At 65.1% G+C, this 17,497-nt stretch carries 16 protein-coding genes and 1 pseudogene; 9 read left to right on the plus strand and 8 right to left on the minus strand.

What is annotated here, in order from left to right:
* The 4 genes and pseudogenes from AC5RWD_RS08800 to AC5RWD_RS08815 form a co-directional block, all read right to left on the minus strand.
* Positions 1 to 805 (minus strand): annotated as a pseudogene (locus tag AC5RWD_RS08800) (aldehyde dehydrogenase family protein); the annotation flags it as partial.
* A 30-nt stretch (positions 806 to 835) separates the two neighbouring features.
* Positions 836 to 1,636, minus strand: coding sequence for a MoaF C-terminal domain-containing protein (locus AC5RWD_RS08805; RefSeq protein WP_494019651.1), 801 nt, complete (start codon positions 1,634 to 1,636; stop codon positions 836 to 838).
* A gap of 63 nt (positions 1,637 to 1,699) precedes the next feature.
* Positions 1,700 to 2,518 carry an APC family permease gene (locus AC5RWD_RS08810; RefSeq protein ID WP_494019652.1) on the minus strand — a complete coding sequence of 273 codons (819 nt, stop codon included), beginning with the start codon at positions 2,516 to 2,518 and terminating at the stop codon, positions 1,700 to 1,702.
* Positions 2,460 to 3,143, minus strand: coding sequence for a hypothetical protein (locus AC5RWD_RS08815; protein WP_494019653.1), 684 nt, complete (start codon positions 3,141 to 3,143; stop codon positions 2,460 to 2,462). Before AC5RWD_RS08815 ends, AC5RWD_RS08810 begins: the two co-directional genes overlap by 59 nt.
* Before the next feature lie 213 nt (positions 3,144 to 3,356).
* On the opposite strand from AC5RWD_RS08815, the gene AC5RWD_RS08820 reads away from it, so the two are divergent.
* Positions 3,357 to 3,965 carry a TetR/AcrR family transcriptional regulator gene (locus AC5RWD_RS08820; protein WP_494019654.1) on the plus strand — a complete coding sequence of 203 codons (609 nt, stop codon included), beginning with the start codon at positions 3,357 to 3,359 and terminating at the stop codon, positions 3,963 to 3,965.
* Between the two features lie 56 nt (positions 3,966 to 4,021).
* On the opposite strand, the gene AC5RWD_RS08825 is transcribed toward AC5RWD_RS08820, so the two are convergent.
* Together AC5RWD_RS08825 and AC5RWD_RS08830 are read right to left on the minus strand one after the other, a co-directional pair.
* Positions 4,022 to 5,329, minus strand: coding sequence for a flavin monoamine oxidase family protein (locus tag AC5RWD_RS08825; protein WP_494019655.1), 1,308 nt, complete (start codon positions 5,327 to 5,329; stop codon positions 4,022 to 4,024).
* 35 nt (positions 5,330 to 5,364) lie between these two features.
* Positions 5,365 to 5,718, minus strand: coding sequence for a cupin domain-containing protein (locus AC5RWD_RS08830; RefSeq protein WP_494019656.1), 354 nt, complete (start codon positions 5,716 to 5,718; stop codon positions 5,365 to 5,367).
* Positions 5,719 to 5,831: 113 nt separating this feature from the next.
* Here AC5RWD_RS08830 and AC5RWD_RS08835 point away from each other — a divergent pair, with 113 nt between their 5' ends.
* From AC5RWD_RS08835 to AC5RWD_RS08855, 5 genes are all read left to right on the plus strand, one after another.
* Positions 5,832 to 6,416: a TetR/AcrR family transcriptional regulator gene (locus AC5RWD_RS08835; protein ID WP_494019657.1), complete on the plus strand. Its 585-nt coding sequence runs from the start codon at positions 5,832 to 5,834 to the stop codon at positions 6,414 to 6,416.
* 18 nt (positions 6,417 to 6,434) lie between these two features.
* Positions 6,435 to 7,010 carry a dihydrofolate reductase family protein gene (locus AC5RWD_RS08840; protein ID WP_494019658.1) on the plus strand — a complete coding sequence of 192 codons (576 nt, stop codon included), beginning with the start codon at positions 6,435 to 6,437 and terminating at the stop codon, positions 7,008 to 7,010.
* A 171-nt stretch (positions 7,011 to 7,181) separates the two neighbouring features.
* Positions 7,182 to 8,315, plus strand: a complete 1,134-nt coding sequence (locus AC5RWD_RS08845) for an amidohydrolase family protein (RefSeq protein WP_494019659.1) — start codon at positions 7,182 to 7,184, stop codon at positions 8,313 to 8,315.
* A 40-nt stretch (positions 8,316 to 8,355) separates the two neighbouring features.
* Positions 8,356 to 9,702 carry a type I glutamate--ammonia ligase gene (locus AC5RWD_RS08850; protein ID WP_494019660.1) on the plus strand — a complete coding sequence of 449 codons (1,347 nt, stop codon included), beginning with the start codon at positions 8,356 to 8,358 and terminating at the stop codon, positions 9,700 to 9,702.
* A 155-nt stretch (positions 9,703 to 9,857) separates the two neighbouring features.
* Positions 9,858 to 10,322: a DUF8821 family protein gene (locus AC5RWD_RS08855; protein WP_494019661.1), complete on the plus strand. Its 465-nt coding sequence runs from the start codon at positions 9,858 to 9,860 to the stop codon at positions 10,320 to 10,322.
* A gap of 56 nt (positions 10,323 to 10,378) precedes the next feature.
* Here the strand turns inward: AC5RWD_RS08855 and AC5RWD_RS08860 are convergent, their stop codons facing one another.
* Positions 10,379 to 10,966 (minus strand): HhH-GPD-type base excision DNA repair protein, encoded by a 588-nt coding sequence (locus tag AC5RWD_RS08860; protein ID WP_494019662.1) that lies wholly within the window; start codon positions 10,964 to 10,966, stop codon positions 10,379 to 10,381.
* Positions 10,967 to 11,032: 66 nt separating this feature from the next.
* On the opposite strand from AC5RWD_RS08860, the gene AC5RWD_RS08865 reads away from it, so the two are divergent.
* On the plus strand, positions 11,033 to 11,971 hold the full coding sequence (locus tag AC5RWD_RS08865; protein ID WP_494019663.1) for a 5'-3' exonuclease: 939 nt from the start codon (positions 11,033 to 11,035) through the stop codon (positions 11,969 to 11,971).
* A gap of 6 nt (positions 11,972 to 11,977) precedes the next feature.
* Here AC5RWD_RS08865 and AC5RWD_RS08870 read toward each other — a convergent pair whose 3' ends face one another.
* Entirely contained in the window at positions 11,978 to 14,134 is a 2,157-nt protein-coding gene (locus tag AC5RWD_RS08870; RefSeq protein ID WP_494019664.1) for an amylo-alpha-1,6-glucosidase, read from the minus strand.
* Between the two features lie 193 nt (positions 14,135 to 14,327).
* On the opposite strand from AC5RWD_RS08870, the gene AC5RWD_RS08875 reads away from it, so the two are divergent.
* Positions 14,328 to 15,569, plus strand: coding sequence for an MFS transporter (locus AC5RWD_RS08875; protein WP_494019759.1), 1,242 nt, complete (start codon positions 14,328 to 14,330; stop codon positions 15,567 to 15,569).
* 68 nt (positions 15,570 to 15,637) lie between these two features.
* A complete protein-coding gene (gene ggt / locus AC5RWD_RS08880; RefSeq protein WP_494019665.1) occupies positions 15,638 to 17,464 on the plus strand; it encodes a gamma-glutamyltransferase in 1,827 nt (608 codons plus the stop codon).
* Positions 17,465 to 17,497 lie beyond the last annotated feature (33 nt).

Raw genomic sequence — 17,497 nt, forward strand, 5'->3', positions numbered from 1 at the left:
CCAGAAGAGGTCCTGGGCGATGGTTTTGGGGTCGGCGTCGGGCAGGACGATGCCGGCGTCGTTGCCGCCGAGTTCGAGGGTGAGGCGTTTGATGGTGCCGGCGGAGGATTTGATGATGGCTTTGCCGGCGGCGGTGGAGCCGGTGAACATGATTTTGCCGATGGCGGGGTGTTCGGCGAGGCGGGCGCCGACTTCGCGGTCGCCGGCGATGGCGGTGAGGACGTCGTCGGGGAGTTCTTCGTTGAGGACCTTGATCAGGGCCAGGACGGAGAGCGGGGTCATTTTGGAGGGTTTGACGACGGCGGTGTTGCCCATGCGCAGGGCGGGGGCGATCTGCCAGATGGTGATCATCATGGGCCAGTTCCAGGGGCCGATGGCGCCGACGACCCCGATGGGCTTGTAGTGGAGTTCGGCGTAGGTTTCGCCGTCGTCCACGATCACTTCGGGGGTGAGTTCGGTGGTGGCGGTGGCGCGGAGCCAGGCGGCGCAGGCGCTGACTTCGAAGCGGGCGTTGGGGCCGTTGAGGGGTTTGCCCTGCTCGCGGGAGAGCAGGTGGGCGAGTTCCTCGGCGGCGCGTTCGACGGCGTCAGCGGCCTTGAGCAGCGCGGCGGACCGGGCGTCGTGGCCCAGCGCGGCCCACCCTGGCTGGGCGGCCCGGGCGGCGGCTACCGCCGCGCTCGAGGTCCGCAACGGTGTGGACCGGCGCCTCGCCCACCACACCGCCGGTAGCGGGATCGAAAATGGTCCGGCTGTCCTGGCCGGGCGTGGCGGTAATGCTCGCAAGCAGTGAATCGTAAGTTTCCATTGGTCTTCCTCGTGGAGTGGCTGTGTCCGGTTAGTGCTTGTGGTGGTCCTGCGGGTATTCGGTGGTGTTCAGGATGGTGAGGCGGGAGTTGAAAGGCAGGATCACAGGTTCGGCGGCGGGTTCATCCCAGCCGAACATCCGCCCGATGGAGCGTTGCTCGCGCAGGTCTATGAGGAGGACCGCCTCAACGGTCATCACCTTCTCGGTCCAGAAAAACAGGTAGAGGTCCTGGCCAACATCGAAGGTGAGGCAGCGGTCTGTGTCTGCGAGTCCGGCCTCGCCGCCGCGGAGGCAGTGCCAGGTGAAGGTGCCGGCGTTGAGGTAGATGTGTTCGTAGGTTTCGACGTCGCTGTAGCGGTAATAGATGCGCTTGCCGACCAGTCCGCCGGAGCGGGAATGAAGTGCCGCCGCACCTTCCACGTTTCCGTGGCTGAACCTGGTGGTGCTGCGTGTCTTGCCACCTTCGACGGCTAAAGAGCTGATGGCGGTTGTGACGGCGCCAGTGTTCCTGTCGAGGACGATGGTTACATTTTCAGCGTGGCGGTCTTCGCCTTTGACGAGGTCGATGATGAATATGCCGGGGCGCGCTTCGATCGCTTTGTACCTGGCAGCACCCTGGTGAGCACCGCTATCCGCGGCGGCCCATGTCAGGGAATGCGAGTCTTGGAAGGTGTAGGTGGTGGTATGTCCATCGTCCAGGGGGAGGACCAACGACGTGCCCGTCAGGGCTGCGGAGGCGGGCAGGGTCTGGTCCCCGAATCCGTCGAGCATGGTGGACACGGAGGGCCACTCGCTTTGGGGAACGTAGTCCTGGATATCAATCGCGGTCATGGTTGTCCTTTGGGTTGAGGCTTGTTCTTGCTGAGGGAGGTGGTTTCTGAGGGGCGCGTGGCGTCAGACAATTTCGGCGGCGTAGTCGATTGACGGTTTCCGGGTTCCCCGGACTATTCCTGCAACGAGGACCAGCGGGATGCCGAGGAGGAGCCAACGGGCAACGCCGCCGGCGCCGCCGAGCAGGGCATCGTAGTTGTCCAGGGTCAGGTAGCCGATGATGATGAATGAAACGAAGGACAGGACGGGTGCGATCACAGTCACCCACAGGTTGTCGCGCGTCTTCGTTCTGGCAAAGTGGACGACGATCGCTGCCGATGTCAGGAGCAGGATGCTGATGAAGCCGGCGGTTCCGAGGGCGACGAACCACGCGAAGACGGTGGTGATGGGGTCGGCCCCTGCAAACAGGAAGGCGCTGATAATTGCCAGGACGACGACGCCGTTGACCAGGCCTGCGAACGTTGGGGCGCCGGTCCTGGAGACTGACGCCAGCTTAGCGGGCAAGGCCCCGGCGCGGCCCAGGGCGAAGAGGTACCGGGCGAACATGTTGGCCAACCCGAGCATCATGGCGATGAAGCTGGTGACAACGAGGATTTGCATGGCGAGACTCAGCCAGGGGCCAGCACTGCTCTGGGCGAGATCGAAGATCATGCCGGCGGGGTTGTCCGCGGCTTCGGACTGGATTCGGCCGATGCCGATTGCTCCGCTGATGGCCCAGGTTGAGATCATGTAGAAGAAGCCAACGAAGGCGATGACGAGGTAGGCGGCGCGGGGAATCGTCCTGCGGGGGTTCACGGCTTCCTCAGCGAAGACGACTGTCGCTTCAAAGCTTGTGAAGCAGGCAAAAGCGAAGAGCAGTGAGATGCCGAGCCCGGGGCCCACAATGTTGGGCGCCGGTGAACCCCTCGAAGGTGAAGATCCCGAAACCCTTTTGGGCGATCAGCGAGACAACAAGGGCGGCAACGACGAGGGTCTCGCCCAGGATCAGAACGCCGAGAACTTTCAGGCTCGCATCCACACCTTTCATGGTGAGGGCGGTGACCAGGGATAACACGACGACGATCCAGAAGTACGGCGGGAGCCCTGGGCCGGTCAGGCTCTCGACGAGCTGCTGCGCGAAGACGCCGAACTGGGACCATAGCCCTACCTGAAGGCTTACGTATGTCAGGATCGCGATCCCTGCGCCGCCGGTGGCCCACTTGGTCCCCAACCCTTTGGCGATATAGGCGACAAATCCTCCCGCGTTGGTGATGCTGTGGCTCATCCGCAGATACCCAACGGAAAACAGGGCCACGAGAAGGGCCGCGATGACGTAGATCACGGGGGTTCCGGGGCCGCTGGCCGCGAACAGGACGGGGCTGGCGCCCACAACGGCCGCCATGGGTGCGGCGGCAGCGATGGCAAAGAAGGCCACCGCGACTACCCCCAGCTTATTCGGCCGCAGGCGGGCGGAGGTGGTGGCCGGGGTGCCCTGAAAGGCGGGCAGCTGTCCGGTTTGTTGATTCATGGTGTGGCTCTTTCGCCAGGGCATGGACTCATGGGTCATGCGATGTGAGTACGTGTGGTTACCGGCTGAAGGCGCACCCCCTCGTGCGCGTCTTCCGGCGGAAGCGACTGTGATTAGCGGTGTGAACCGGATCACTAAATGAAACTCTACAAGTGTTTAGTTTTACGTGTCAAGGGTCCCGGACGGACGGGCTGCCGGGGCTAGAATCGGCTTATGACCCTGGATTCCCAGCGATTGCCCTACGGGGACGGCCGCGACGCCCTGCTGGCGGCGGTCATTGACGTTGTTGCCGAGAAGGGCCTGCGGGGCGTGACCTACCGTTCTGTTGCTGGCCGGGCAGGCGTGAACCATACGCTGATCACGCATCATTTCGGCTCCATCGAGGGGCTGCTGGCCGCCACCCTTGAATGGGCCGTGCAGCGGTCGATTGACGAAACCGGCCTTGCCCGCGTGGCGGATTTCGACGAGACGTTCGCCGACGCCCTCCTGGCCTCGGTGTCCGCCGAGCCGGAACTGCAGCTTTTTCAGTTCGAGATGCTTCTCGAAGCGCGGCGGAAGCCGGCGCTTAAGGCCCTGTTGGACCGCCTGTATGACAACTACATCTCAACTGTCGAAACGGCCCTCCGCGGGCGTTCCCTCGATACGGACGATGAACTGTCCAGGGCAGTATTCGCTGCACTCGACGGGTTGATGCTCCAGTTCCTCACCTTTGGAAATCCAGCCAAGATAAGGTCCGCCGTCGTACAGGTTGGCAAGCTCCTCGAACGCACGGGCACGGCCGGCGACGCGAACGCCGCTGGCCTCTCCCAGGCCGGGAAGTAGCGCCTGGAGACCTGCCGGCACAGTCTGTCACCCAGGGCCCTCCGCGGGCAGGCGGATCAGGTGCTGCGCTGGTTCACAATGGACCGGGCTGCCTCCAGCCCGCTTTCGATGGCGCCGTCGATGAAGCCGCCCCAGCCGTTGGCATAGTCAGAACCTGCGAACAGGAGCCGGCCGTGCGGCTTTAGGAAGCTAGCCAGGGACTCCGTCAGGAAGCCCGGCCGGTGCATTGGCCAGGTCTCCCCGGACAACGGGTCGCCGGTCCAGTCGTGGCTGGCAACATCCAGGACTTCAAGGCCCGGTGCCAGCAGGTCAAGAGCGGCCTGGACCTGCCGGACGTCCGTGGCGTCAAGGCGGGCGGAGTCGGGCCCGAAGGCAACGAGGATGGTATATCCGTCCTGGTCGTATTCGGCCTGGACGAAGTTCAGCGGCCATTCTGCCGAACCCAGCGCCACGAACGGTTTCACCTCGCCCTTTACGGTGATCCAGACTTTGATTCCACGTGAGACCTGGCCCGCGGAGGCGCCCTTCTGGGCGGCCGCGGGCAGCGGAGGTTCGAACGCGATGGCGCCCAAGGCGCCGAGCGGCAGCGTGCAGATCACCTGCTCCGCCTGGAATTCCTCGCCGTCTCTGGTGATGACGGCGGGGTTGCCGCCGGTGTAGCTGACCGTCGACACGGTCTTCCCGAGACGGACGTCTGTCCCGGCGGCGATGCCGTGGATCAGTTTGCCAGTGCCGCCCTGGATCTTATAGGTGGCGCACGCCTCGAAGTTGACCATCCAGTCGCCGTTGGTCAGTGCAACCCACCGCAGGGCCTGGCTGAAGGCGGCGTCATCGATCGGGCCGTTGAAATTCAGCGCCCAGAAGGACTCGAGGATGCCGCGGGAGTAGTCCGTGATCTCCAGTTCCGCGATTCTCTGCGGCAGGGAAATGTGATCGATGCCTTTGATATCTGTGCTCGTGAAGGGGGTGAAAGGCTGGGGGAAGTATTCGCGGGACGGCTCCACGAGTTTCCGGTTGGGCGCATCGATTTCGTTCAGCAGCTGCTCCGGGGTGCCCTCGTGCCGGGCGCCGCCTGCCCACCAGTAGGCAGCTTCGGGGACGGGGCTCTGGACGGTGCCGAGCCCGTAGCGCTTCATTTCCGCCCAGACGTAGGGCTGGGTCCAGTGGACCCAGGTGCCGCCCATTTCCAGTGGACGGCCAAGCCGGTCGTCCAGCCAGGTGCGGCCGCCGATCCGGTCCCGTGCTTCGAGGACGATGACGGACAGGCCGGCCTGGCGCAGTTCACGGGCGGCCGTGAGGCCGGCGAAGCCTGCGCCGATGATGACGACGTCGGTCTGCTGCGTGTTGTTGATGGTATCGGTCACGGTGAGCCTTCTGTTTCAGATCTTCTTGCTGCTGGTCAGGAGTAGACGAAGAACTCGGTGGTGTCTTCAATGACGGTCCATCGGGTCTGCGCACCCTTGTTGAACGAAGCAGCCGAACCCGGCGTCAGGTCGAAGCTTTGTCCGCCTTCGACCTCGATATGCAGGTGGCCTTCGATGATGTGGATGGTCTCGTCAGCCTCGATCAGCAGGTCGAACGGTTCCGGGGCCTCTTCGGTGGTGACGTGCCAAAAGCCGGCGGACAGGGCCGGGCGGTCGCCGTCCCCGGGCCGGCGGACCCACTGGACCTGGCCGAGGAGGAAGGGCTCGTACTTCTGCGGATCAAAAGCATCGTGGAACGTGAATTCGACGGCGTTCGTGGACGTGGACATAGGTTTCTCCTTGGAGTTGGGACAACTCAGCAGTTGCTTAGCTGCGAGTGACAGCTAAGCATTTGCTGAGGTTTGAAGTCAACACCCAATTTCCAGCAGCTAGACTCGGTGACATGAGCGGGCAGAAACAGGGCAGCTACGGCACGGGGCGGGAAGCCTTGCTGGCCGCAACGGTGCACGTAGTGGCGCGCAAGGGACTGCGGGGCCTGACATTCCGTGCTGTCGCCGAGCACGCCGGCGTCAACAACACATTGGTTGTCCATCATTTCGGCAAACGGGATGCGCTCATCGGGGCAGCACTCGAATGGTCCGTGCAGCAGTCAATCGGGCTGTCACAGCTGGAAGCGCTGCCTGCCACCGAGGAGAAGTTCTGCCGAAGCATCCTCTCGCTGATCGAAGGCAACCCCGACATCCAGATCTTCCAGTACGAAATGATCCTTGAATCGCGGCGCCGCCCCGAACTGGCAGCGCCGGTGCAACGCCTCTACGAAAGCTATATCGCAGCGCTGGCCGGCGGCCTGGAACGGATCGGCTTCGGCGGGCAGGAGGGTGCCGCCCGGGCCGCCTTCGCCGCGTTGGACGGCCTGGTCCTGCAGCTACTGGCGGGCGCCAATCCGGAAGGCGTCGAGGCTGCGATCCGCTATCTGTGGGCTGCCTTGGGCGGACATGTGGACACCCCGGCGGTCAACGCCACCTAATATCGGACGGAGTCCCGCATGCGCGTTCTGGTCATCAATCACGTCAGCCTTGACGGTGTCCTGCAGGGCCCGGGCCGCCCTGACGAAGACACCCGTGACGGCTTCCTGCACGGCGGCTGGGCACATGAGGCCAATGACCCGGCAATGTTCTCCGCCATGGGCGAGCGGATGGGGCAGGACTTCGCCTGGCTGTTCGGCCGCCGCAGCTACGACGACATGCTCACTTACTGGAACCGGGCCGGTGGTCCGTTCAAGGACGGCCTTAACAAAACAAGGAAGTACGTCGCCTCGTCCAGCCCCGACGCTGACCTGCCCTGGCCGAACTCCAGTCTCCTCAGCGGGGACGTCCCCGCTGCAGTGGCTGCATTGCGCGAACAGCCCGGGGGCAACCTCGTGATCATGGGCAGCGGCCAGCTCATCCGGTCCCTGCTACCGCACGGCCTGATCGACGAACTGTTCCTGATGATTCATCCGCTGGTGCTCGGCTCGGGCCGCCGCTTGTTCGGGCCGGATGACGAGGCGCGCCGGCTGAAGTTGATCGACTGCTCGCCCACCGCCTCCGGAGTGCTGATGGCGACGTACCAACCGGCTTAGCGACCTTCCTGAAACCAGCGGCCTTCCTGAAATTGGGCATCCGGCGACCCGGCGGGCGACCGGCCGCCGTCGTACGTCAGCTCTAAACGGCACCGGCGCCGCATGGCGCTCCGGCGGCGTCAGACCCATACTCAATCTAAAGGTGGCCGAACACAAACCGTTGGCGGGGATATGACTGACACCAGCAGCCGCAGGATTGACCTGCCCCTTATCGATCACCACTGCCATGGTGTGGCTGGCAACGAACTGAGCGACGACGAGTTCAGGGGCCTGGCCACAGAATCCGACTGGCCGGGACCGGCAGGCACTGACAGCCTTGATTCGCCGTTCGGGCTGGCGGTACGGCGTCTTTGTGCCCCCATCCTCGGACTGGAGCCGCTTGCGCCAATTGATGAATACATCGCGCAGCGCAGGAACATTGGCGCCGCTGAAGCGAACAGGCTGCTACTCCGCAGCACCGGAACATCCCACTACCTTCTTGACACGGGCATACCGGATACGCGGCTTCTGGACCCCGCCGCCATGGCGGTGTGTGCTGATGCCCGCAGCCGGGAAATCGTCCGCATCGAGAGAGTGGCAGAGAACCTTGCTTCCGAGTCCACCGCCGCCGGCTTCGTTTCAAAGCTCCCGGAGACGCTGGCAGCCAAAAGCCGTGAGGCCGTGGGGCTGAAATCCATCATCGCCTACCGTCATGGCTTCGACATCCCCGCAGAACGCCCAACCGAGCGTGAAGCGCTCGGAGCGGCTGACGAATGGTTCCGTGCAGCCGAGAAGACGGGGACTTTCAGGATCACGGACCCTGTCCTGCTGAGGTTGGGGCTTTGGGCGGGAATCGACACAGGCTTACCCATTCAGCTCCACACGGGATACGGCGACGGCGACATTGAACTTTTCCGGGCTGATCCGTCCCGGCTCAATCCACTCTTCCACGCCACCAGATCACTGGGCGTCAATTTCATGCTGCTGCACTGCTACCCCTTCGTCAGGGAAGCAGGAATCCTCGCCCAGATCTTCCCGCACGTCTTCATGGATGTGGGCCTGGTTTCGCATTATCTGGGACCAAGTTCCGGTACAGCCGTCCGCCAGGCGATGGAAATTGCCCCATTCAGCAAGATCCTCTACTCATCGGATTCGTACGGACTTGGCGAGCACTACGCCGTCAGCGCGGCCAACTGGCGAACTGCTTTCGCAGACCTGATGGACGAATGGGTTGGCTCGGGCTGGGCAACGCCGGACGACGCCGAGAGAATTGCCACGATGGTTGCCTCCAAAAACGCCAGGCGCGCCTACAAATTGGACGCCTAAAGCCCGACTGCCGGCCATCTAAACAACGAAGGGGAAAGCGGTGACTTCAAATCCGAAGGCAGACATGGACCTGCAGTACGTCAGGGCCCTTGTCGTCTCCAGCCTCGACAACGCCGGCGTTTCAAGGGTCAAAGTTCTGCCGGGACCCAGGGTAGAGGATGCCTTCCACAATGGCTGTGGTGTCTCAGTAAGCGTCGGAGTCCTGTTGGCGTCGGACGACCACGTCACCCGGTCATCCGGTATCGATGCCATCGTCGGTGACCTTCGCGGAATGCCGGACCGCTCAGCCGTTGCCCTCATCGACAAGGCAAGTGGACTCGCCTGGGCGCCGGCCGACCTGGTGGATATGCACGGTGCTCCATATCCAGCCTGCCAGCGCACGGCACTCAAACGTGTTGCCGCCGAATGGGGAACAGCCGGGCTGGAGGTTTCGGTGGGCATCGAGCTGGAGTTCACGGTGTTCAGCGGTACTCAGGACGCGCCTGTTCTGGCGCATGATGGTCCGGGCTATGGCGCTGCCGCCTTCCTGCAGCTCGAAGCGTGGCATCTGGACGTGCTTACAGCGCTTGTGGAGGCAGGCGTTCCGGTTGAACAGATTCACCCCGAATATGGCAGGGGCCAGATGGAGATCGCACTGGCGCCGAGGAGCCCGGTCCAGGCCGTGGATGATTACCTGCTTACCCGGTTCATTGTCGCCCGGGTTTCCCGGCACCACGGGTTGCACGTTTCCTACTCGCCAATAGCCGATGCCAACACTGCGACCAACGGATGCCACATCCATTTCTCCGCGAGAAACGGGGACGGCAACGTTTTCTACGACGCTGCCGCCGCCACTCAGATGCGCCCGGCAGGGGAGAGCATGATCGCCGGCGTTCTCGGGAAACTGGCCGAAAGCTCAGCGTTGCTGGGAGGCAGCGCCCTGAGCCTGGCCCGGCTGCAGCCGGCACAGTGGGCGGGCAGTTTTATTTGCTGGGGCACGGGCAACCGCGAGGCAGCCGTCCGCTTCGTGCCGGGCCTGAAGGGTTATGAGGACGGGCAATCGAACGTGGAGGTGAAATGCTGCGACGGCTCCGCCAACCAGTACCTTGCCGTGGCTGCAATCCTTGCAGCAGCACTCGACGGCTTCAGGGGCCAGCTGGCACTGCCCGCCGAGGTCACGGTGGACCCCGGTACACTGAGCGACGACGAGAGGGCGCGCCGGGACATCCGGGCGTTTGCGCCTGACATGTTCACGGCCCTGGACGATCTGGACGGCAGCAGTTTCCTCCACGCAGCGCTGGGCGATGAGTTGCTCGACGCATACGTGGCGGTGCGGCGGGGCGAGGCAGAGCGGTTCGCCAAGCTCGACCGGGAGGCTGTGATCGCCGCCCTCCGCTGGCGGTACTAGCTGGCGCCATAATGAACCGGCCCCCAGCTTTTCACCCGCTCCTGGCCCGGCGCCAGCCAGGAAAGGCAACCGTCTGATCGATCAGGAATCGAGAAGCCAGGCCGCGCCGCCGGACATATGGTGAAGAGTGCGATGAACGACTACCAGGAGGGCCCATGCCATACACCGTAGACTTCCAGAACGTGTCCACCATTGGTGTGGAATCGTCCCCAGTGGCGGAACCGCTGGCGGGACTGCGTGCCAACGAGGCGCGCTATTACCAGAACAAGTACGGCCACGCATTCACCGTCCTGCCCGCAAGCGAGGCGCCGGAAACGCTCGACTGGGTGAACCGTATCCTCGCCGACGAACGCAACATCGTCATCTCAGCCCGTCCGCTCGAGGTTACGTCCTTCGAGGTGGACGGTTTCCGGATGGCTTACGTGTTCTACGAATCCGGCCTGTCCGTCAACGTGATGTACGGCATCGAAGCCGGAACGAAGCGCGCAGTGGGCTTCAAGCTCTCAGAAGGCATGGAGGTTCCAGAGGAACTCGCGTCCAGCTTCAAGTTCGCGCGCCAAAAGTCGAAGCTGGCCGGTGAGATCCGGGGCTCCTACTTCGTGATCAAGGGCGAGTACTGAGCAGCACGGCCAGGGCGACCGGCCGCCGTCGTAATAAATTACCCGATCGTAACTGATTACCCGGCGGCCGGCGCCTTCGCTGCCTTGGCGGCGGCCTTTGCGGCCTGCTTGCTGGCGCGCACCTTCGTCAGCGACTCGGGATCGACGATGTCCGCGACGGAGAGGTATGAACCCTCTTCGCCGTAATGGCCGGCGGCCTCACGCCAGCCGGCCGCCTTGAGCCCGCACTGCTTGCCGAGCAGCGCCAGGAAGATCTTCGCCTTCTGTTCGCCGAATCCCGGCAGTGCCTTCAGCCGGCGGAGCACTTCCTTGCCGTCGGGCTCATCCCGGGTCCAGATGGCAGTTGCGTCGCCGCCCCACTCGCTCTGCACGGCCTCGGCGAGCGCCTGGACGCGGCCGGCCATGGAGCCTGGGAAGCGGTGGACTGCAGGGCGTTCCTTGAAGACCTCAACGAAGCCTGCCGGGTCATGTTCGGCAACGGCCGCAGGACTGATGGACCCGATGCGCGTGCGGATCTTTTCGGGTCCGGCGAACGCCGACTCCATGGTCACCTGCTGGTCAAGCAGCATGCCGGTTAGCAGCGCAAAGGCGTCATTGCTTAGCAGTTTGTCGGCGGCATCGTCGCCGGTGATGTGCAGTTCCATGCGCCCATCCTCCCACTTCCGGCCCGTGTCACGGGCAGCGCCGGCGAATCCATGTCAGGATCAGTCATGGTCAACCGCCTGATGCTGCTCGACACCGCCTCACTGTACTTCCGCGCCTTCTACGGTCTGCCCGACACCATCCGGCGGGCCGACGGCACACCGGTGAACGCCGTCCGCGGACTGCTCGACATGATCGCGTGGCTCACCACCGACTACGGCGCCACACACCTGGTGGCATGCTGGGACGACGACTGGCGTCCGCAGTGGCGGGTCGACCTCATTCCGACCTACAAAGCCCACCGCGTCGCGGAAGTGGTGGCCGATGCGGCCGACGTGGAGGTGGTGCCGGACGCGCTGGAGGCGCAGATCCCCTTGATCCGCCACGTGCTGGACCTGGCGGGCATCGCCGTCGTGGGTGTTCCGGAGCATGAAGCCGACGACGTTGTGGGCACCTACGCCAGCCACGCCGACCTTCCCGTCGACGTGGTGACGGGGGACCGGGACCTTTTCCAGGTGGTCGACGACGCCCGGCAGGTTCGGGTGATATACACCGCACGGGGGATGAAGAACCTTGAAGTTATGACCGACGCCGTCGTGGTCGGAAAGTACCGCGTGCTGCCCGGGCAGTACGCAGACTACGCCACCCTCCGCGGCGATGCCTCGGACGGGCTGCCGGGCGTCGCCGGCATCGGCGAGAAGACGGCGGCGGCCCTGCTCCTGGAACATGGCACGCTTGAGGGGCTGCTCTCGGCGGCGGCGGATCCCGACGGCGGGGTGTCCTCCTCGGTCCGGTCCAGGCTCGCTGCGGCAGCTGACTATCTCAAGGTCGCTCCCGCCGTCGTCAATGTGGTGCGCAATCTCGAGCTGCCGAGCCTGGAAGAAGCAGGCGCGGAACTGCACGCCGTCACGGGCGGAGCGCGGGAAGAACTCGAGCGGCTCGCCACCGAATGGAACCTCGGCGGTTCGGTCCGGCGGCTCCTGCAGGCGCTGGACGGCCGACCCTAGACCGCCTTACTTTCCCAGCCCGGCTTCAGCCATAAGCTCTGTCAGCCACGGCCGGTGTTCGCGGTGGAAGGTCAGTCCCTCCGGCAGGCCCTGGACGGATGGTTCCGAACCCGTGATGTCGATGGTGATCCGGCCGCCGCCCATGGGGGCGTTGGTGATGTGCAGATCGCCGTAGGATGCCGGCAGTACAGGGTCCAGCCACATGCCGCCGCGGGACACATGCGCGTCGTACCGCATCAGGCTGGTCATGAGCATGATCGGCGTGGTGGCCGCCCACGCCTGGGGGGAGCACGCCGTCGGATAGGGGACCGGCTCGGTGACCTGGTCCCGGCTGAAGCCGCAGAAAAGTTCCGGCAGGCGCCCGTCGGTGTAGTCGGCAGCCTCCAGCAGCGCCGTGGCGATCCGCTGCGCCTCCTCCACGAAGCCGTAGCGCAGCAGCCCCACCGCGATGATGGCGTTGTCGTGCGGCCAGACGGACCCGTTGTGGTAGCTGGCCGGATTGTAGGCGCCCATATCGGTGCCCAGCGTCCGGACGCCCCAGCCGCTGAACATCTCGGGGGACATCAGCCGCTCAGCCACCTGGGGCACCTTGTCCTCATCGATGATGCCGTGCCACAGGCACTGCCCCATGTTGGACGCGCACGCGTCAACGGGCCGCTTGTCCCGGTCCAGGGCGACGGCGTAATAGCCGCGGTCAGGCAGCCAGAACTGCTCGTTGAATTTCTTCTTCAGCTGCGCCGCCTCTTCTGTGAGCTGGGCAGCCAACGGTGCGTCGCCGGCGTCGTACGCCATCCAGGCCCGGGACAGGAACGCGGAGTAGACCAGCGCCTGGACTTCGCACAGCGCAATAGGCGGCTCTGCGAGGGTCCCGTCAGCGAAGTTGATGCCGTCCCACGAATCCTTCCAGCCCTGGTTGATCAGCCCCTGATCGTTGAGGCGCTCATACTCGACGAACCCGTCGCCGTCCTTGTCGCCGTATTTCCGGACCCAGTCCAGCGCACGGTCGGCATGGGGGAGCAGGGCGGCGATCGTGTCGCGGGCGAAACCCCAGCGGCTCACCGAACCGAGCGCCATCACGAACTGCGGCGTGGCATCGACGCTGCCGTAATAGGCGGATTTTCCGCCCAGCGCCAGGCCGCTGGAGACACCGAGCCGGACCTCGTGGAGGATCTTCCCCGGTTCCTCCTCGCTCATCGGATCCACCAATTTGCCCTGCCGGTCGGCGAGCGTCTGCAGGGTGCCCAAGGCCAGGGACGGATCCACGGGCAGTGCCATTTCCGAGGCCCACAGCGAGTCCCGGCCGAACAGCGTCATGAACCACGGGGCACCCGCAGCCACCACGATCCGTTCCGGATGGGCGGGGTCCTCGATGCGCAGCGCGCCTAGGTCGTCATAGCTGCGCCGCAGGGTGCGCTCGATGAAGCGGTTGCTCATGTGCAGTCTGGGAATCTTTGCAACCCATTCCTGCCGGCGGCGGTCGCTCGGGGAAAGCTCACCGGCCGCCGGGCGGACCAACCACGACGGCGGGACCCCGCCGCCGTTGGCGGCAGGTGCCACGCTGACCTTCGAGCTCCATGCACCGCGCGCCGGGACCACCGTCCGGAATGTAAGGGAATCGGCGGTAACCTCGGCGCCTGCCGCGTGGACGACGACGCTCTTGACGAGGTCCTGCCAGCCTGCCCTGATCACCAGCGATTCGCCCTCGGGCCGGCGGGATTCTTCCCATCGCCGCTGGACGCGGGCCTCCTTCACCTCAAAAAGGTCCGCGAAGTCCGACTCCACGCTGAGGGAAACGATGCACTCGGTCTCCTGCGAGGAATAGTTACGGATGGTGATCTCCTCGCGGATGCCTGCACCGACCTCCCGCAGGCGCTCCACGATCAGAGGGCTGTCCGCGTACCCGTCAGAGCGGGGGACCCGGCCAATGAACAGTGCCCGGTACGGCTCCTTGGTCTCGGCCGTCAGCGACTCCAGGGGCATGCCGTTCACGGACAGGTTCCAGCGGGACAGGATGCGGGTGTCCTCATGGAAAACTCCATGCGGGTGCTCCGGATGGATGTCCCCGTTCGCTGACGAGATGCAGAAGGACGAGCCTTCCACCAGGGTGACCGTGCCCGACCCCACAGGACCGGCGGCCGTATCAGCGTTCCAGCCAGCAGCCATGCCCGCCTCCTTTGACGGCTCAGGGGGAGGCGGCGCTGTGAAACCGGAGCCGTACTGCAGTTCGCCGCCTATTCCGTTGGGCATGACGCTACGCTCCAACGCCTCCTGATAAAAGGGTCTCTGGCGGCCACCGGTGAAGACGACGAGAATGGGACTCGTGCCCCAACTTCGCGCCGGGACGGACAGCGAGGCAATGAACCCGGCGGCCCGCAAGGTGCAGCGCATCTACCTGACGCTGACGCTGGGCAATACCCTTGCGGCCTCGTTCATCTGGGGCATCAACACGCTCTTCCTCCTCGACGCCGGGCTCAGCAACCTTGAAGCCTTCGCCGCCAACGCCTTCTTCACCGCCGGCATGGTGCTGTTCGAAGTTCCCACCGGCGTGGTGGCCGACGGCTGGGGGCGCCGCGTTTCCTTCCTGCTCGGCACTGCAACGCTGTCCGTCACGACGCTCCTCTACTACCTGCTCTGGCAGCTTTCCGCGCCGTTCTGGGCGTGGGCAGTCGTATCAGTGCTGCTCGGACTGGGCTTCACCTTCTTCTCCGGGGCGGTGGAGGCCTGGCTCGTGGACGCACTGCACTTCTCCGGTTACGACGGTGCACTGGAGTCGGTGCTCGGGCGCGGCCAGATGGTGTCCGGCACTGCCATGCTCATCGGCTCTGTCGCGGGCGGCGTCATCGCCCAGGCCACCGACCTCGGTGTTCCGTTCCTGCTGCGCGTGGGCGTGCTGCTGGCCATGTTCGTGGTGGCCCTGTGGCTCATGCACGACGTCGGTTTCACCCCCGAACGCTCGGCGCGTCCTCTTCAGGCGACACGCGCCGTCCTGTCTGCCTCCATCGAGAACGGCCTGAAGAACCCGCCAGTGCGCTACGTGATGCTGTCCGCGCCCTTTACCGCCGGCGTCGGAATCTATGTCTTCTACGCCCTGCAGCCATTCCTGCTTGAGCTGTTCGGCGACCGCGGTGCTTACGCCATCGCGGGCCTGGCGGCAGCCATCGTGGCAGGGGCCGAGGTGCTCGGCGGATGGCTGGCGCCGCGCTTCCGGCGCCTGTTCCGCAAACGCACCACGGTGCTGATCCTCAGCGGCGCCGTGAGTGCAGTGATCCTGGTGGCGCTCGGGTTCACCCGTGAGTTCTGGGTGGCCCTGGTGCTGCTGGCTGTGTGGGCGCTGGTGGCCGAGGTGGGGACACCGGTGGGGCAGGCCTACCTCAACGACATGATCGACTCCAGGCAGCGGGCCACGGTGCTCAGTTTCGCTTCCCTCACGGGTTCGAGCGGCGGCGTGGTGGTGCAGCCGCTACTCGGGCGCGCCGCCGATGTTTACGGCTACCCGGCGTCGCTGGCGTTCAGCGGCGTGATCCAACTGGCCGCGGTGCCGTTCCTGTACGCCAGCCGCCGCCAGCGCGCCGCTGCTGATGAAGCACACGGCCGTTGAGTGTCCTTCCCCGGCGGAGTAGCGTGACAGTACCGTCAACCCGCATTACACCTGACCCGGGAGCGAGCATGCCATACCTGAGAAGCCGAGTAGCAGCCGTCACCACGGCCCTGGCGCTGAGCGTGACGGCGGGGTCCGTCACCACCCCCGCTTTTGCTGATCAGCGGGAGACCGGAAAGACCGCCACGGCCACCGGGTACGGCGGCGCCGTGAGCACCGTGGACCCGGAAGCGTCCGCCGCGGCCATCGACATCCTCCGCAGGGGAGGCAATGCCGCGGATGCCGCCGTCGCAGCCGCCGCCACCCTCGGTGTGACCGAGCCGTACAGCGCCGGAGTGGGCGGAGGCGGGTATTTCCTCTTCTACAGCGCACACAGCGGGCATGTGAGCACCATCGACGGCCGTGAGACAGCGCCGGCCGCCATGCCGCACGATGCCTTCATCGATCCGAAGACCGGCAAGCCCTACAACTTCACCCCTGAACTTGTCACCAGTGGCGTGTCGGTGGGCGTGCCAGGCACCCCCGCCACCTGGGAGCGCGCGCTCGACCGGTGGGGAACCAAGGACCTGGACGACGTCCTCGAGCCCGCCATCAAGGTCGCGGACCGCGGCTTCGTGGTGGACGACACCTTCCGCCAGCAGACCCTCGACAACAAACTCCGCTTCGAGGCCTTCACCTCCACCAGCAAGCTTTTCCTCCCCGGCGGTGACGCGCCCGCTGTCGGCAGCATTTTCAGGAACCCGGACCTCGCGGCCACCTACCGGCTCCTCGCGGACAAGGGAACCCGCGGCTTCTACCACGGCCCGCTCGCCAAGGAGATAGCGGCAACTGTCCAGGCTCCGCCGAAAACCAAGGCCACCAAGCTGCCCGTCCCGGCCGGCCACCTGACCACAGCCGACCTCGCCAAGTACCGCGCATTGAACCAGTCGCCCACCCATGTGGAATACCGTGGCCTGGACGTCTACGGCATGGCGCCCTCGAGCAGTGGCGGCACCACGGTGGGAGAGGCGCTGAACATCCTTGAGCCGTTCGACCTCTCCGGCATGTCCACGCCCAGCGCGCTGCACCATTACCTCGAAGCCAGTGCGCTCGCCTTTGCGGACCGCGGCAAGTACGTCGGTGACCCCGCGTTCGTCGACGTTCCCACCAAGGCCCTGACGGATTCCCTGTTCGGCAAGGAACGCTCGTGCGGGATCGACCCGAAGGTGGCAGCCGTGAAGCCGGTGGCGCCGGGTGACGTGGCCAACTATGACGGCGCGTGCCCGGCCGCCGCCGCGGCCCCCGCCAGCGAGAAGGACACCGAGAACATCTCCACCACCAACCTGACGGTCGCGGACAAGTGGGGCAACGTCGTCGAGTACACCCTCACTATCGAGCAGACCGGCGGATCGGGCATTGTGGTTCCCGGCCGCGGATTCCTGCTGAACAACGAGCTGACCGACTTCTCCACCGTCTACGACCCGAAGGACCCGAACCGGATTGAGCCCGGCAAGCGGCCGCGGTCCTCGATGTCCCCGACCATCATCCTCGAGGACGGCGACCCGTTCCTGGCCCTCGGCTCGCCCGGCGGTTCGACGATCATCACCACCGTCCTGCAGACGATCATGAACAGGGTGGACCTGGGAATGAACATTTCCGATGCCATCGCCGCTCCTCGGGCGGCGCAGCGGAACTCGGCCAAGGTCACGGCCGAGCCCGGGTTCATCACCGCATACGAAAACCAGCTGAAGCCGTTCGGCCACGTGTTCACCCCGTCCGGTGACGCGTTCACTTCGGCAGCGGAGATTGGCGCGGCCACCGCCATCGAGTTCAAGTCAGGCGGACGCATGGTCGCCGCGGCCGAGCCGGCCAGGCGCGGTGGCGGCTCCGCCATGGTGGTCAAACCTGCGAGGTGAGATCCGCCGTCGTACTTGGGACTGCCAGCGGCC

The sequence above is a fragment of the Arthrobacter sp. CMU6 genome, from assembly GCF_059090205.1.

Excerpts from the sequence above, each read along its gene's own strand:
- AC5RWD_RS08840 (WP_494019658.1), top strand. The coding sequence starts at position 6,435 with ATGCGCGTTCTGGTCATCAATCACGTCAGCCTTGACGGTGTCCTGCAG.
- AC5RWD_RS08860 (WP_494019662.1), bottom strand. The coding sequence starts at position 10,966 with ATGGAACTGCACATCACCGGCGACGATGCCGCCGACAAACTGCTAAGC.
- AC5RWD_RS08855 (WP_494019661.1), top strand. The coding sequence starts at position 9,858 with ATGCCATACACCGTAGACTTCCAGAACGTGTCCACCATTGGTGTGGAA.
- AC5RWD_RS08830 (WP_494019656.1), bottom strand. The coding sequence starts at position 5,718 with ATGTCCACGTCCACGAACGCCGTCGAATTCACGTTCCACGATGCTTTT.
- AC5RWD_RS08870 (WP_494019664.1), bottom strand. The coding sequence starts at position 14,134 with ATGGCTGCTGGCTGGAACGCTGATACGGCCGCCGGTCCTGTGGGGTCG.
- AC5RWD_RS08815 (WP_494019653.1), bottom strand. The coding sequence starts at position 3,143 with ATGAATCAACAAACCGGACAGCTGCCCGCCTTTCAGGGCACCCCGGCC.
- AC5RWD_RS08845 (WP_494019659.1), top strand. The coding sequence starts at position 7,182 with ATGACTGACACCAGCAGCCGCAGGATTGACCTGCCCCTTATCGATCAC.
- AC5RWD_RS08820 (WP_494019654.1), top strand. The coding sequence starts at position 3,357 with ATGACCCTGGATTCCCAGCGATTGCCCTACGGGGACGGCCGCGACGCC.
- ggt (WP_494019665.1), top strand. The coding sequence starts at position 15,638 with ATGCCATACCTGAGAAGCCGAGTAGCAGCCGTCACCACGGCCCTGGCG.
- AC5RWD_RS08875 (WP_494019759.1), top strand. The coding sequence starts at position 14,328 with ATGAACCCGGCGGCCCGCAAGGTGCAGCGCATCTACCTGACGCTGACG.
- AC5RWD_RS08805 (WP_494019651.1), bottom strand. The coding sequence starts at position 1,636 with ATGACCGCGATTGATATCCAGGACTACGTTCCCCAAAGCGAGTGGCCC.
- AC5RWD_RS08835 (WP_494019657.1), top strand. The coding sequence starts at position 5,832 with ATGAGCGGGCAGAAACAGGGCAGCTACGGCACGGGGCGGGAAGCCTTG.
- AC5RWD_RS08865 (WP_494019663.1), top strand. The coding sequence starts at position 11,033 with ATGGTCAACCGCCTGATGCTGCTCGACACCGCCTCACTGTACTTCCGC.